Genomic DNA, 13347 nt, shown 5'->3' on the forward strand with positions numbered 1-13347 from the left:
GTCAGCAAGATGCTTCTACCGGAACCCAGTCGGTTTGCGGAACCCTCGATCCTCGGGTCGAGCCCGAGGATGACGCCGCAAGAATGGTCAGTAACCCCGCGCCTTCAGCAGCTTCACCGCCGCCTTCAGCGCCCGCTCCCACGGCAGGTCCATCATGTGCTGGATCGCCTGATTCAGGCGCGGGTCCAGCGCCTTGAACTCCTGGAAGCTGCGCGGGCCGCGTACCGCCGCACCCTGCCACGGGCCGCGGATCGTCTCATCCGAGGGACCGAACACCGCCACCGTCGGCACGCCCGAGGCCACGGCCAGGTGGGTCCAGATCGAGTCGGCGCCGACGTACAGCACCGCCTGCGACAGGGCCGCCGCCGTCTGCAGACGCGTCAGCTTGCCCTGAAGTTCGATCACCCGCGCGCGCGGCACGGCATAGCGGATGGTGTGGGCGGCCTCGCGGTCGAACTCTTCGCCCACCAGCATCAGCCGCCCGCCCGCCAGAGGTCCGTCGTCGGCCAGAAGCTTGGTCGCCACCTTGGCGTAGCGTTCGGCGGGCCAGCGCTTGCCCATCCATTCGACGCCGGGTCCGATAGCCAGGATCGGTCCGTCACCACCCGTGGTCGGGAACAGGGCCCGCGCCTCGGCCTGAGTCTGTTCCGAGGTGAATATTTTCGGCGCCGGGGCCTCGTGCGGCTCAAGCTTCAGCACGGCGGCGGCGGCGACGACGGCGTGGACGCCCGGCTCATCCTTGCCCCGCACGGCCCGCTTCTGGCGCCGCAGCTTGCCCGACAGGGCCGAGCCGCGCATGTCCACGACCAGCCCCCATTTGGTCGCCCGCACCTGGTTCCACAGGGCGATCCAGTCGAAATGCCCCTCGCGCTCCAGCACGATCAGCTTGGCCAGGCGCGGCGTGTCGGCGAACAGGGGCGCAGACGCCGCCGATCCGACGATGGTGAAGCTGGCATTGGGCAGGCTGTCGACCAGATGCGCGAGCACGCCCGAAGACAGCACAGCGTCTTCGGCGTCCGCCTCGGCGATATAGAGGATGGGGAAACGCCCGATCATTCGTTGATTGTTACAGGGATTCTGCCCCGGCTTCATCGGCAAACGACTGTTTCCACAGGCTGGGCCTATGGTTTAGAGCCTGTCCATGACCAAAACGACCGATCCCGCCGCCTCCGCCGCCCTAGAACGCTTCAAGGCGCAGCGGGTCACGGCCATCTATCGGCTGGACCTGATCGCCAAGGGCGCGACCATTTCCTACGAAGACGGCACGCCGGTGGACATGGCGTCGGAGAAGAAGCGGCTGGAAGACGTGGTCGCCGACATGGACCGCCGCATCGCCCAGATTGAACGCGCTTTAGGGTGAGCCTGCCACTGCTGCCGGATCGGGACTGCGGCGGATGCGTCGAATGCTGCCGCGTCATTCCGCTGAACCTGCCTGAACTGGCCAAGCCCACCGGCGAACTGTGCGCCTATTGCGTGGACGGCGCGGGCTGTTCGGTCCATGCGATCCGCCCCCAGACCTGCCGCGTCTGGTTCTGCCTGTGGCGGGTGGTCGAACTGTCCGACGACTGGCGCCCCGACCGCAGCGGCGTGATCGTCCGTCCTGACGGCGTCGAGGACGGGATCATCACCCTGTATGTCGTGCGCCCGACCGAGTTTCTGGGCGGCGAGGACTTCTTCGCCACCGTCGCCGGATGGATCGCCGAGGGGATCGAGGTCGCTCTGTCCATCCCCGGCCCGGTGGGTACCTATCCCGCCCGTGCGGTGGTGACCGACTGGCTGAGGCCAGCGGTGGAGGCAGGCTATCACCCCGCCTTCGTCGACCGCGTCCTGCGTTCGCTGGACAGGCTGGCGGAACACGACTTCCAGCCCGACGGCGTGACCGCGCGGTATGCGGTCGCCTCCTAGCGCGCCCTCCACGTGCTGAAATCATGAACGAACTGTCCGCGGACGCGGCTGTTGAAGACAGCCTGGATGCTGCATGAGGCGGTACGGTCGTTCTGGCGACACAGGCGTTCAGCAGCCAGATGGGCGCGGCGCTCATTGGTTTCGACTGTGGCGAAATCCCGTTCTCCATCCAGGGTCGCGGCCTGAATGAAGCCGCCGCCGGTCTGGGCCGTGACGACGCATTTGCGCTTGGGGTTGGCCGCGCTGCAGGCGGCCAGGGCCAGGTTCGAGGCCTCTTCGCCTGTGCGATAGCCGCTGGCGACATAGAGTTTGCGGTCATAACCATCGGTCCCGTCCACCCAGGCGGCCGCCGCATGGGCCACACGCGCCTCCGGTCCCGGCCAGTAGCGGTCGATGCGCGAGTTCACGGTCCGGACGACCTCGCATGGCAGGGGCTGTTTGGACGAACACTCATCCAGAACCCGCTGACGCTGACGCCCGCCCTCACCCAGCCAGGCGACGTAGAAGGCGCCGTTGCGGTCGCGGATCACCGCCATGGAGGAATTGTTCCATTCGCCCGCAGACGCACACCCGCCCCCCATGGCGCGGTTGCACGCCTCCAGCGCCACATCCACCGACTCCCCCGGCCCCAGATAGTTGCCGTCGATCCAGATGTCCGAGGCGTCCGGGTGCCAGGCGATGGAGGCGTAGCTGTCATTGGAACGCGCGGGCCCGGCGTCGCCGCCGCTGGAATCGCGCATGCACAGGGGCATGGCGGCCACGCCCGGCCCGGCCTGGGTCATGCCCACCATCCGCTCGCCCGGCGCGCCGGAACAGGGCGACTGCGCCTGGGCCGATCCCGACGGCCACAGCACCCCAAGCGCCAGCGCCCCGGCCAGTCCCAGCATCGACCTGATGACGACAGACAACCTCATGACCCACTCCCGACCGAAAGCATGACAAGGCCCGCGTTTGCTGGGCCGATATTAGACAGCGCTAAATAACTCAGGACGGCTGGGGGCGACAAGATGCCGCAGGTTGAAATCGACGCCACGTCCGTCCGCGCCGGGCGCCATGCGGCCCGGCTATTTTCACAGCAACGCCTTCTGAAGGCGGATCGCGCGTCCTATCTTGGGCCCATGCCTGTCGCCCTTCTGTCCAGCCGCGCCCTGATCGCCGTCACCGGCCCTGACGCCCGTCCTTTCCTGCACAATCTGCTGACGCAGGATGTCGAGACGATTGCACCCGGAGAGCTGCGTTTCGGCGCCCTGCTGTCGCCGCCGGGGCGGCTGCTGTTCGACCTGTTCCTCCTTGGGACCGAGGACGGGGTTCTGCTGGACGTCGCCGCAGACCGGCGCGACGCCCTGATTCAGCGCCTGTCGATGTACAGGCTGCGCGCCAAGGTCGAGATCACAGCCGACGACCGGCCCGTCCATGCAGGCTGGCCCGTGCCCGAGGAGGGCTTCATCGACGACCCGCGCACCCCGGCGCTGGGCGGTCGCCTGTATGGCGAGGCGGCGGTAGATGCGAACGAGGACGACTACAACCGCCACCGTCTGGCGGTCGGCGTGCCTGACCCGACCAATGACGCGCCGCAGGACAAGACCTATCCGATCGAGGCGGACTTCGACCTGCTGAATGGCATCGACTTCAGGAAGGGCTGTTTCATCGGACAGGAGACGACCTCGCGCATGAAGCGGCGCGGCACGATCAAGAACCGGATGATGCCCTTGAGCTTTGGCGGCGCGCCCTTTGAGTTCGGGGCAGAGGTGCTGAACGGCGAACTGCGCGCGGGCCAGGTGCTGAGCGGGCAAGACGGCGTGGTCATGGCCCTGCTGCGCGTGGACCGGGTGGACGGCGATCTGACCGTCGATGGGCGGCCTGTGCGCTTGCATCGTCCCGCCTGGATGGGCGAGGAAGCCCCCTCCTCCAACGCGTGAGTCTGAACCCATGAAGATCGCCGACCAGATCGTCCTCGTCACCGGCGGGGCGCGCGGCGTCGGCGCCGCATCCGTGCGCGCCTTCGCCCAAGAAGGCGCCCGCGTGGTGATCAACTGGCGCAACAGCGGCGATGCGGCGAACGCCCTGGCCGCCGAGATCGGCGAACGCGCCATCGCCATCCAGGCCGGCGTCGCCGACCGCGCCTCGGTCGACGCCCTGGTCGCCCAGGCCCAGACCCATTTCGGCGGCGCGATCACCACCGTGGTCAACAACGCCCTGGACTACAGCTTCAACGGCGACGCCCGCGCCCAGATGACCGACATCAGTTGGGATGATCTGGCGGCCCAGTTCTCGACCGTCGTGCGCGGCGCCCTGAACGTCATTCAGGCCACGGCGCCCGGCATGGCGGCGGGCCGGTTCGGGCGCGTCGTCAACATCGGGACGAATCTGTTCCAGAATCCGGTCGTGCCCTACCACGACTACACCGCCGCCAAGGCCGCCCTGCTGTCCCTGACCCGCACGGCGGCGGGCGATCTGGGGCCCGACGGGATCACGGTCAACATGGTCTCCGGCGGCCTTCTGCGCACCACCGACGCCAGCGCCGCCACGCCAGATGCCGTCTTCGACCTGATCGCCGGCATGACCCCGCTGCGCTCGGTGACGACGCCGCAGGAGTTCGCCGATGCGGTGCTGTTCTTCGCCTCGCCCTGGAGCCGCGCGGTGACGGGCCAGAACCTGGTTGTCGACGGCGGGTTGGTTCGGGACTGAGATCGCCTCTTACTTTATTTTCGTAACGGTCAAGCAACGCCACACAGTCTTGGCCTCCCGCACGCCATAACGATTCCTCGTTTAGAGCCCTGCGCAACTTCGCGGCAACAGCCGCGAACCTAAAGGCAATTTCGGGTCAATCGCGACATATCGTCGCCTTGCCAATCCGCGGGCTCAACCCCAACTGCAAAGCCGTATTCAACCGATCCGTCCCCTCGACAGGAGCTGCGATGCCGCATGCCGACAGCCTGATTCTCACCCTGGTCGGGGGCTTTGTCCTGGCCTTTGCGTTCGGCATGTTGGCTCATCGGCTGCGGTTATCTCCTCTCGTCGGCTATCTGGTTGCAGGCGTCGTCGTCGGCCCTTTCACCGGCGGGTTCGTCGCCGACACCACGCTTGCGCCCCAACTGGCAGAGATCGGCGTCATCCTGCTGATGTTCGGGGTCGGGCTGCATTTCTCGCCCAAGGATCTGATGCAGGTCCGTAAGGTCGCCATACCTGGCGCCCTGGTCCAGATCACCGCCGCCACCGTGCTGGGCTGGGCGCTGGGCCGGTTCGTGCTGGGGCTGGGCGACCGCGAAGCCCTGCTGATGGGTTTCGCCCTGTCGGTCGCCTCCACCGTGGTGCTGCTGCGCGCGCTGGAGGAGCGCAAACAGGTCAAGAACGAGGTCGGGCGCATCGCCGTCGGCTGGCTGATCGTCGAGGACCTGGTCATCGTCATCGCCCTGGTCATGCTGCCCATGCTGATCGTCCCGGCTGGCGGCCAGACGGACCTGGCGGCCATGGGGGTCAATATCGGCTGGACCCTGCTGAAGGTCGTGCTGTTCGTCGCCGTCATGCTGGTGGTCGGCGGAAAGGTCATGCCCTGGCTGCTGATCCGCATCGCCCACACCAAGTCGCGTGAGCTGTTCACCCTGGGCGTCCTGGCCATCGCTCTGGGCATCGCCTGGGTCGCCTACTGGCTGTTCCACTCCTTCGCCCTGGGCGCCTTCCTGGCGGGTCTGGTGATGAACGCCTCGCCGCTGGGCCACAACGCCGCCGAACGGTCCCTGCCGCTGCGCGACGCATTCGCAGTTCTGTTCTTCGTCTCTGTGGGCATGCTGTTCGATCCGATGATCGTGGTGCGCCAGCCGTGGGGGGTTCTGGGCGTGTTGGGCATCGTCATCGTCGGCAAGTCGCTGGCCGCCCTGGTCATAACCAAGGCGTTCAAGCTGGATCGGTCGTCCGGCTTCACCGTCGCCGCCGCCCTGGCCCAGATCGGCGAGTTCTCCTTCATCCTGGCGGCCCTGGGCGTCAGCATGGGCGCCATGAGCCGCGGCACCCATGATCTGATCCTGGCCGCATCCCTGTTGTCGATCTCGCTGAATCCGTTCGTCTTCCTGCTGGCCGACCGGTTGGGCGGCAAGCCCAAACCGCCCGCCTCGACCTCGGGCTCGCCTCCAGGCAAGCCGATCGGCGCAGACGGCCCGGTGACCGATGCGGTCAGCAGCCCGGCCTGACGGCCTATTCACGACCGGCCCGCGCGCGGCTATCATGCAGGCATGGACATGACCGCTTCTGAACCCGCGACGGTGCACTACGGCGACGGCGAGTTCGCCGTGCTCAAGCCGGGACGTTTCGTCCGCTGCGCCGTCACCGACCGGCCCATTCCGCTGGAGCTTCTGCGTTACTGGAGCCCCACCCGGCAGGAGGCCTATTACAGCCCAGCCGAGTTCATCGCGCGGATGCAACAGGCCGCCGCATGATCGCCCGGCGCCGCGCCCTTCTGCTCGGCGTCGGCGCGACACTGGTCACGCCTGACCTTCTGGGCGGCCCCGCCCAGGCCCAGGGTCCGCTGCAGATGACGCTGAACGGCGCCTGGCGTCAGGGCGGATTCGCCTATGGCCGCACCGCGTCGCGCGCCCTGATCTTCGTCGATGGCGAGGCCCTGACCACCGCCTCCATCAACGGCCTGTTCGTCATCGGCTTCGACCGCGACGCCACGGGCGATGTGGTGATCGAGGCCCGCGCCAACGGCCAGTCGGTTCGCCGCACCATCACCGTCGCGCCCCACGCCTTCCCCTCGACCAGCATCAACGGCCTGCCGCCCTCCACTGTCGATCCGACCGATCCGGCCCTGCTGGCCCTGATCCGCGAACAGGTCGCCCTGAAGACCGAGGGCTTCGCCAGCCGCGTGGACAGCGACGACTTCAAGAACGGCTTCGTCTGGCCTCTGGAGACCTATCGGATCACCAGCCAGTGGGGATCGCAGCGAGTGCTGAACGGCACGCCCGCGCGCCCGCACTACGGCGTGGACATGGCCGCGCCCACGGGGACCGTCATCCGCGCCCCCGCCGACGGCAAGGTCAGCTTCAGCCGCTCGGGCATGCATTTCGAAGGCGGCATGACCCTGATCGACCACGGCCAGGGCCTGATCACCTGCTATCTGCACCAGTCGCGGCTGGACGTGACGGCGGGCCAGTCCGTCAAGCGCGGCGACGCCATCGGCCGCATCGGCATGACCGGCCGCGCCACCGGCCCACACCTGTGCTGGCGCATGAAATGGCGGGACCGCAACATGGATCCGTCACTGATGGTCGGCGCGCGGGCGCCGGAACGGCTCGCCTGAAAATCCTGCGCTGAGGGACGCGAATAAAGCCGACGCGCGGCGCCTGGACCGCCTTGCGATAGCAGGGATATCGACCTAGCTTTCGACGCGCATTCCAGTCGGGGGCAGATGCCGCATCTTCAGTCGCTCAGCGTTCTGCTCGTGGATGACAATCCGCACATGTGTGCGATCACCACCGCCGTTCTGTACTCTTTCGGCATCCGCAATGTGCTGGAAAGCCATGACGGGGCCAAGGCTCTTGCGATGCTGGACCAGCATCCCGTCGACATCGCCATCGTCGATTTCAACATGGCGCCGATGGACGGGGTCGCCTTCACCCGCCACGTCCGCACCAGCCCGGCCAGCCCCAACATCTATCTGCCGATCATCATGATGACCGGCCATTCCGAAAAGGCGCGCGTGTTCGAGGCGCGCGACGCAGGCGTGACCGAGTTCCTGACCAAGCCGATCATGGCCAAGACCATGCTGGACCGCATCAGCGCCGTGATCCTGAAGCCCCGTCTGTTCGTCCAGGCGGAAACCTACACCGGCCCATGCCGTCGCCGCCGCGACGCAGAGGGCTACGCCGGCCCGTTCCGCAGGTCCGGCGACGTGGCGCGGTCCAGGGCCTGATAGACGCTGTCGGGCCAACGCTTGTGGACCCAGAACCAGTCTTCAGGCGTCTCGCGCACCCGGTCCTCGACAAAACGATTGGCGGCCTGGATCCCGGCCAGGACATCCGCAGCCTTGTCGTCGGTGTGGCTGACCGTGATCGGCTCATGCGCCGTGACCCGGAACCGCGCGCCCGGCAGACGCACCACCGACAGCGGCTGCATCACCGTGTCGAACTTCAGCGCCAGCCGCGCTGCGCCGGGAGAAGCGTTCACCGGTTGGTCGAAGAACTGCACCTCCGGCCCCTGATTGTATTTCTGGTCGACCAGCAGCGCGATGGAATCGCCGCGCTTCATCCCCGCCATCAGGTCACGCGTCCCGTCGCCCTTGGGCGCGAACAGGCGGATGCCGTACCGCTCGCGGCTCTGGCGGATCAGGGCGTCGACATACGGATTGTTCGCAGCGCGATAGGTCACCTGACACGGCAGACCAGACGCCATTATGACCGCCGCCATCACCTCGAAATTGGCCAGATGGCCCGAGATCAACACCGCCGGCTTGCCGCCGTCGCGCAGGGCGTGCAGCCGCTCCATCCCAACCACCTCGACCCGCCCGCCTTCCGGCGTCAGCTGATCCATCACCGCCAGTTCGGCGAAGGTCCGCCCCGTGCGGTCCCACTGCTCATGCGCCAGGCGATCACGCTCGGCGGCGGGCATGGCGGGAAAGGCGATCCGCAGATTGCGCATCACCGTCTTCTGGGTGCCGGTCAGCGGCCCCAGCGTGCGAAGCAGCCAGCCGCCCAGCGTCGAGGCGCGCTCGACGCCCAGCAGGCGCAGGAAGCCGAACAGCGCCCGGAAGCCGAAGGCCTCCAGGCGCCAGATCAGATCCTGTCGCAGGTCTTTTGCGCCGCCGCTCTTGGGGCTGTTCTCACCAGGCAATCGTCAATCCACCGTCCACCACAAGGGTCTGGCCGGTCACATAGGCCGACGCAGGACTGCACAGATAGACCGCCGTGCCCGCGATTTCATCCGGCTGGCCGATCCTTTTCAGCGGCGCCGGCTCGGTGACCGTCTTCAGCAGCTCGGGATTCTCCCACAGGTATTTGGCGAAATCGGTCTGCACCAACCCAGGCGCGATGCAGTTGACCCGCACGTTCGACGGCCCCCACTACACCGCCAGATTACGCACCAGCTGCATGTCGGCGGCCTTGGAGATATTGTAGGCCCCGATCAGGGCGTTGCCGCGAAGCCCGCCGATGGACGAGATCACCAGGATGGCGCCGTCCTTGCGCTCCACCATCTGCGGCGCGACCATCTGGATCAGCCAGTGGTTCGAGATGACGTTATTCTGCAGAATCTTCTCGAACTGTTCGTCGGCGATCCCGGCCATCGGCCCGGCATAGGGATTGGTCGCGGCGTTGCAGACCAGAATGTCGATCTGGCCAAAGGCGCGGTTCGTCTCGTCGACCAGCCGCTGCAGCTCTTCTTTCGAGGCGATGTTGGCGGGCACGGCGATGGCGCGGCCTTGGCCGTATTTGGCGTTGATCTCGGCGGCGACCTCGTCGCACGGCCCGGCCTTGCGTGAGGAGATGACGACCTTCGCGCCATGTTCCGCCAGCCGTTCGGCGATGGCCTTGCCGATCCCGCGCGACGATCCGGTGATGATCGCGACCTTGCCGGTCAGATCGAACAGTTCCATTTTCCACATCCCCAGGTTTGCGGCGGGTTATTTATCAACCCGCTCTAGCCGAAAGTCTCTGATACCCTGATACTCACGCGATTCCATCCGGGAGTGGCTAAAGCCAGCCGATGCGCACCCTAACGACAGGTTTTCTGTACTTCGCCTACCTTTTCCTGGGTCTGACCGTGGGCGCCTTCCTGTGGCGCGCGGAGCTGGGCGTCGGTGCGGGCGTGGCTGGAGCCCTGGGCGCGCTGGGTTTGCTGGGCGCCTTCCACGGCATTGTGACCGGCATTTCCGAACGCCGCCTCCTGAAGAAGGAAATTCATCAGGTCCGCGAGGCGCATCGCCTGCTGGCCGATGCGATGGAGTCGACGCAAGGCGCCCTGACCGAACTGGCTCAGGCCATCGAGAGCGGGGCTCTGTCGGGCGCCGACGAACTGACCGGCGAAGTGCGGATGCTGGAAAGCCTGGTCCAGCAGATGAGCGAAAGCATCGACCAGCGCCTGTCCGCCGCCCCGACCATCGGTCTGGACACCTTCGAGGGCCGTCGTCAGGCCCAGTCGAACGTCCTGCTGCAGACCATCCATGAGGCCCTGGCCGAGAACCGCGCCGACCTCTACCTGCAGCCCGTTGTCTCCCTGCCCCAGCGCCGCACCATCTTCTACGAAAGCTTCACCCGTCTGCGTGACGCCTCTGACCGCGTCATGATGCCGGCGGAATACTTGTCTCTGGCCGAAGGCGAAGGTCTGGTTCCCGCCATCGACAATCTGCTGCTGTTCCGCTGCGCCCAGATCGTGCGCCGTCTGGCCCGTCAGGACCGGAAGGTCGGCGTCTTCTGCAATGTGGCCCTCAGTTCGCTGGGCGACGACGCCTTCTTCCCGCGCTTCCTCGACTTCCTCAGCGAGAACCGCGACCTGAACCAGGCCCTAATCTTCGAACTGGGTCAGGCCACCTTCGATGCGCGGGGCGCCATCGAGGCCCGCAACATGGCCAAGCTGGCCGACCTCGGCTACCGCTTCTCGCTGGACAAGGTGCAGACGCTGGACCTGGACTTCGCCGATCTGCAACGCGCCGACGTCAAGTTCATCAAGGTGTCCGCCGACCTGCTGATCGAACAACTGTTGGACCTGGATGGCGGCGCGCCTCTGCAGTCCATGCCTGACATCCAGGCCGCCGATTTCGCCGCCCTGACCCGCCGCTACGGCGTCGAGGTCATCGCCGAAAAGGTCGAGACGGAGCGTCAGGTCGTCGACATCCTCGAACTGGATGTGGCCATGGGCCAGGGCCATCTGTTCGGCGAACCCCGCGCCATCAAGGAGCAGGTTCTGGCCGAAACCGACCCGCCGGCCGAGTTCCTGCGCTCCACCCTGCGCAGCGCCGAGCAGCGGCGGCGCGTTCACTGATCTGCAGACGGTCGCTTCCTGACCGTCTGTCACACACCGGCAGCGTAGAAACGCCGTATCGAACGCGGTTGACGCGCCGTCATGCGCCCCATAGGTCCGGGGCATGACCCTTCCCCACGCTCTGCCTCACCTCGGCGACGTTGCCGCCGACTACGACATTCTGCTCTGTGACGTGTGGGGCGTGATCCACAACGGCCGCGAAAGCTGGGCTGGTCCGTGCGAGGCCCTGGCCCGCTTCAACCGCGAGGGCGGCCATGCCGTCCTGATCTCCAACTCGCCGCGCCCGGCCTCGGACGTGATCGCGCAACTGGATGGCCTGGGCGTGCCGCGTGAAAGCTGGAAGGCCTTCGTCACCTCGGGCGACGCCACCCGCGCCGAACTGGCCAAGCGCGCCCCCGGCCCGGCCTGGATCGTCGGCCCGGAACGCGACGGCGCCCTTTACGAAGGTCTGGGGCTTGAGCGCGCGCCCAGCGCCGCCGAGGCCGCCTTCATCTCCGTCACCGGCCCGGTCGACGACACGATCGAAACGCCGGAAGACTACCGCGAGCGCCTGGCTGTCGGCGCCGAACGCGGGCTGGAGCTGATCTGCGCCAACCCCGACCGCGTCGTGCAACGCGGCGACAAGCTGATCTATTGCGGCGGCGCTCTGGCCGACCTGTATGAATCCCAGGGCGGGCGCGTCGTCATGGCGGGCAAGCCCTATTCCCCCATCTATGATCTGGCGATCAAAGAGGCGGAGAAACTGCTGGGCCGCGCGGTGGACCGTTCACGCGTCCTGTGCATCGGCGACGGCGTCGTCACCGACGTCATGGGCGCCAACGCCCAGGCGCTGGACTGCCTGTTCATCGCCCAGGGCATCCACGGCGACCAGGCCAAGGGCGAGGACGGCGCGCTGGATCCCGCGCGTGCGGGCGCCCTGCTGAAGGCGGAAACGACCTATGCGCGATACGCCGCGCTAGAACTGAACTGGTAAGGCTCGCCATTTTGTCGCACCGCAGCTAAAGCCTCCCAATGGTCGAACTCGTTCAGCAACATCCCTCCGGCGGCTATATCCTGGAGGAACTTCACGTCGGCATGGCCGCCGAGAAGATCGTCGTCGCCACCGAACAGCGCATCCAGCTGTTCGCCGAGGCGTCCGATGACTTCAACCCGGTCCATCTGGACGAAGGTTTCGCATCCAAAACCGCCTATCGCGGACGGATCGCGCATGGGCTGCTCAGCGCCTCGTTCGGCTCAGCGGTGGTCGGCACCATCCTGCCGGGCGCGGGCTCCATCTATATCTCCCAGACCCTGGCCTTCCACCAGCCGGTGCGGATCGACGACGAGGTTCGCATCGTCATCACCGTGATCGAGGTTGAGTCGGAAAGCGCGCGCGTGAAGCTGAGCTGCGAGGGCTTCGTCAACGGCGTCATGATCATGGACGGGGTCGCCGTGGTCCGCGTGCCGCGCCGCCGCAAGCCGTCCCAACGCTGAGATGCAGATCGTCCGCGACTGGCGCGGCCTGGCTGACGCCCTGAAAGGCGCAGCGGTCGCAGTCGGCGCCTTTGACGGCGTTCACCGGGGCCATCAGGCCGTCATCGCGGGCGCCAAGGCGGCGGCCGAACGTCTGGGCGCGCCGCTGGGCGTGGTCAGTTTCGATCCCCATCCCCGCCGCTGGTTCCAGCCCGACGCCGCCCCGTTCGGCCTGATGACCGCCGACCAAATGGCCGAGGCCCTGGCGCCTCTGGGCGTGGACATCCTGTATCTTCTGCCCTTCGACGCCGAGATGGCGGGCATGAGCGATTCCGGCTTCGCCGAACGCGTGCTGGCCCAGGGTCTGGGCATTCGTCACGCGGGCGTCGGCTTCGACTTCACCTTCGGCAAGGGCCGCTCGGGATCGCCCGAAGCCCTGCGGACCTATGGCGAACGTCTGGGCTTCACCGTTTCGGTCGCTGAACGTCTGGATGACGCCGACGGCCTGAAACTGTCGTCCAGCGCCGTGCGCGAGGCTTTGAAGGCGGGCGACATGGCCCGCGCCGCCGCCATCCTGGGCCGCCCCTTCGCCATTCGCGGGGAGGTGATCCACGGCGACAAGCGCGGCCGCACCATCGGCGTGCCGACCGCAAATATCGAACTGAACGGCTATATGCGCCCCGCCTACGGGGTTTACGCCGTCCGCACCCGCCTGCCGGACGGCCGCGTTATCGACGGCGTCGCTAGCCTGGGCGTGCGGCCCATGTATGCGCTGGAGACGCCGCTGCTGGAGGTCTGGCTGTTCGACTTCGACGAAGAAATCTACGGCCAGACGGTCGACACGCAGCTGATCGCCTGGCTGCGCGGCGAAGAGAAGTTCGACGGGCTTGAGGCGTTGAAGGTCCAGATCGACGCCGACGCCAAGGCCGCACGGGCGGCGTTGGCTGTTCAAGGATCGTCATCCTAGGCGCAAGGCTTGATCGACATTCAGCCTCGAATCGTCATTCCGGGGCGTCCGAA

General features: G+C 66.9%; 15 protein-coding genes and 1 pseudogene. 12 read left to right on the forward strand and 4 right to left on the reverse strand.

The annotated features are described in order from the left end of the window. Positions 1-87 precede the first annotated feature (87 nt). Positions 88-1056: a glycosyltransferase family 9 protein gene (locus KWG56_RS09880; RefSeq protein WP_219354627.1), complete on the reverse strand. Its 969-nt coding sequence runs from the start codon at positions 1054-1056 to the stop codon at positions 88-90. Between the two features lie 85 nt (positions 1057-1141). Here KWG56_RS09880 and KWG56_RS09885 point away from each other — a divergent pair, with 85 nt between their 5' ends. Next, positions 1142-1360 (forward strand): hypothetical protein, encoded by a 219-nt coding sequence (locus tag KWG56_RS09885; RefSeq protein WP_219354628.1) that lies wholly within the window; start codon positions 1142-1144, stop codon positions 1358-1360. Beyond that, positions 1357-1905: a hypothetical protein gene (locus KWG56_RS09890; RefSeq protein ID WP_219354629.1), complete on the forward strand. Its 549-nt coding sequence runs from the start codon at positions 1357-1359 to the stop codon at positions 1903-1905. Before KWG56_RS09885 ends, KWG56_RS09890 begins: the two co-directional genes overlap by 4 nt. Here the strand turns inward: KWG56_RS09890 and KWG56_RS09895 are convergent. Further along, positions 1902-2819: a DUF4189 domain-containing protein gene (locus tag KWG56_RS09895; protein WP_219354630.1), complete on the reverse strand. Its 918-nt coding sequence runs from the start codon at positions 2817-2819 to the stop codon at positions 1902-1904. The two genes, KWG56_RS09890 and KWG56_RS09895, sit on opposite strands and share 4 nt — an antisense overlap. Positions 2820-3023: 204 nt before the next feature. Between KWG56_RS09895 and ygfZ the strand changes: the two genes are divergently transcribed. The 6 genes from ygfZ (at position 3024) to KWG56_RS09925 (ending at position 7813) form a co-directional block, all read left to right on the forward strand. Beyond that, positions 3024-3824 (forward strand): CAF17-like 4Fe-4S cluster assembly/insertion protein YgfZ, encoded by an 801-nt coding sequence (gene ygfZ, locus KWG56_RS09900; RefSeq protein ID WP_219354631.1) that lies wholly within the window; start codon positions 3024-3026, stop codon positions 3822-3824. A 10-nt stretch (positions 3825-3834) separates the two neighbouring features. Then, a complete protein-coding gene (locus tag KWG56_RS09905) occupies positions 3835-4593 on the forward strand; it encodes a 3-oxoacyl-ACP reductase (RefSeq protein ID WP_219354632.1) in 759 nt (252 codons plus the stop codon). A gap of 230 nt (positions 4594-4823) precedes the next feature. After that, positions 4824-6092 (forward strand): cation:proton antiporter domain-containing protein, encoded by a 1269-nt coding sequence (locus tag KWG56_RS09910; protein WP_219354633.1) that lies wholly within the window; start codon positions 4824-4826, stop codon positions 6090-6092. Between the two features lie 42 nt (positions 6093-6134). After that, positions 6135-6338 carry a DUF2093 domain-containing protein gene (locus KWG56_RS09915; protein WP_201096898.1) on the forward strand — a complete coding sequence of 68 codons (204 nt, stop codon included), beginning with the start codon at positions 6135-6137 and terminating at the stop codon, positions 6336-6338. Beyond that, positions 6335-7201, forward strand: a complete 867-nt coding sequence (locus KWG56_RS09920; RefSeq protein WP_219354634.1) for a M23 family metallopeptidase — start codon at positions 6335-6337, stop codon at positions 7199-7201. The genes KWG56_RS09915 and KWG56_RS09920 overlap by 4 nt, the downstream gene beginning before the upstream one ends. 108 nt (positions 7202-7309) lie before the next feature. Then, entirely contained in the window at positions 7310-7813 is a 504-nt protein-coding gene (locus KWG56_RS09925) for a response regulator (protein ID WP_219354635.1), read from the forward strand. Here the strand turns inward: KWG56_RS09925 and KWG56_RS09930 are convergent. Further along, on the reverse strand, positions 7762-8688 hold the full coding sequence (locus KWG56_RS09930) for a lysophospholipid acyltransferase family protein (RefSeq protein ID WP_219355263.1): 927 nt from the start codon (positions 8686-8688) through the stop codon (positions 7762-7764). The two genes, KWG56_RS09925 and KWG56_RS09930, sit on opposite strands and share 52 nt — an antisense overlap. A 31-nt stretch (positions 8689-8719) precedes the next feature. Next, positions 8720-9490: pseudogene (locus KWG56_RS09935) on the reverse strand (SDR family NAD(P)-dependent oxidoreductase). A 110-nt stretch (positions 9491-9600) separates the two neighbouring features. Between KWG56_RS09935 and tipF the strand changes: the two are divergent. The 4 genes from tipF (at position 9601) to KWG56_RS09955 (ending at position 13294) form a co-directional block, all read left to right on the forward strand. After that, positions 9601-10875, forward strand: a complete 1275-nt coding sequence (gene tipF / locus KWG56_RS09940; protein WP_201096891.1) for a flagella assembly cyclic-di-GMP phosphodiesterase TipF — start codon at positions 9601-9603, stop codon at positions 10873-10875. A 103-nt stretch (positions 10876-10978) separates the two neighbouring features. Then, the gene (locus KWG56_RS09945) at positions 10979-11848 is read left to right on the forward strand and encodes a TIGR01459 family HAD-type hydrolase (protein ID WP_219354636.1); all 870 of its coding nucleotides are present in this window, start codon (positions 10979-10981) and stop codon (positions 11846-11848) included. Positions 11849-11886: 38 nt separating this feature from the next. Continuing rightward, positions 11887-12348: a MaoC family dehydratase gene (locus KWG56_RS09950; protein ID WP_201096889.1), complete on the forward strand. Its 462-nt coding sequence runs from the start codon at positions 11887-11889 to the stop codon at positions 12346-12348. 1 nt (position 12349) lies between these two features. Beyond that, a complete protein-coding gene (locus KWG56_RS09955) occupies positions 12350-13294 on the forward strand; it encodes a bifunctional riboflavin kinase/FAD synthetase (protein ID WP_219354637.1) in 945 nt (314 codons plus the stop codon). Positions 13295-13347 lie beyond the last annotated feature (53 nt).

It is taken from the genome of Brevundimonas nasdae, from assembly GCF_019395145.1.
Lineage (GTDB): Bacteria > Pseudomonadota > Alphaproteobacteria > Caulobacterales > Caulobacteraceae > Brevundimonas > Brevundimonas nasdae.

What these genes read in the sequence shown, in the direction of transcription:
- KWG56_RS09880 (WP_219354627.1), bottom strand. Translation starts at nt 1,056, where the DNA reads ATGATCGGGCGTTTCCCCATCCTCTATATCGCCGAGGCGGACGCCGAA.
- KWG56_RS09885 (WP_219354628.1), top strand. Translation starts at nt 1,142, where the DNA reads ATGACCAAAACGACCGATCCCGCCGCCTCCGCCGCCCTAGAACGCTTC.
- KWG56_RS09895 (WP_219354630.1), bottom strand. Translation starts at nt 2,819, where the DNA reads ATGAGGTTGTCTGTCGTCATCAGGTCGATGCTGGGACTGGCCGGGGCG.
- ygfZ (WP_219354631.1), top strand. Translation starts at nt 3,024, where the DNA reads ATGCCTGTCGCCCTTCTGTCCAGCCGCGCCCTGATCGCCGTCACCGGC.
- KWG56_RS09905 (WP_219354632.1), top strand. Translation starts at nt 3,835, where the DNA reads ATGAAGATCGCCGACCAGATCGTCCTCGTCACCGGCGGGGCGCGCGGC.
- KWG56_RS09910 (WP_219354633.1), top strand. Translation starts at nt 4,824, where the DNA reads ATGCCGCATGCCGACAGCCTGATTCTCACCCTGGTCGGGGGCTTTGTC.
- KWG56_RS09915 (WP_201096898.1), top strand. Translation starts at nt 6,135, where the DNA reads ATGGACATGACCGCTTCTGAACCCGCGACGGTGCACTACGGCGACGGC.
- KWG56_RS09920 (WP_219354634.1), top strand. Translation starts at nt 6,335, where the DNA reads ATGATCGCCCGGCGCCGCGCCCTTCTGCTCGGCGTCGGCGCGACACTG.
- KWG56_RS09925 (WP_219354635.1), top strand. Translation starts at nt 7,310, where the DNA reads ATGCCGCATCTTCAGTCGCTCAGCGTTCTGCTCGTGGATGACAATCCG.
- tipF (WP_201096891.1), top strand. Translation starts at nt 9,601, where the DNA reads ATGCGCACCCTAACGACAGGTTTTCTGTACTTCGCCTACCTTTTCCTG.
- KWG56_RS09945 (WP_219354636.1), top strand. Translation starts at nt 10,979, where the DNA reads ATGACCCTTCCCCACGCTCTGCCTCACCTCGGCGACGTTGCCGCCGAC.
- KWG56_RS09950 (WP_201096889.1), top strand. Translation starts at nt 11,887, where the DNA reads ATGGTCGAACTCGTTCAGCAACATCCCTCCGGCGGCTATATCCTGGAG.
- KWG56_RS09955 (WP_219354637.1), top strand. Translation starts at nt 12,350, where the DNA reads ATGCAGATCGTCCGCGACTGGCGCGGCCTGGCTGACGCCCTGAAAGGC.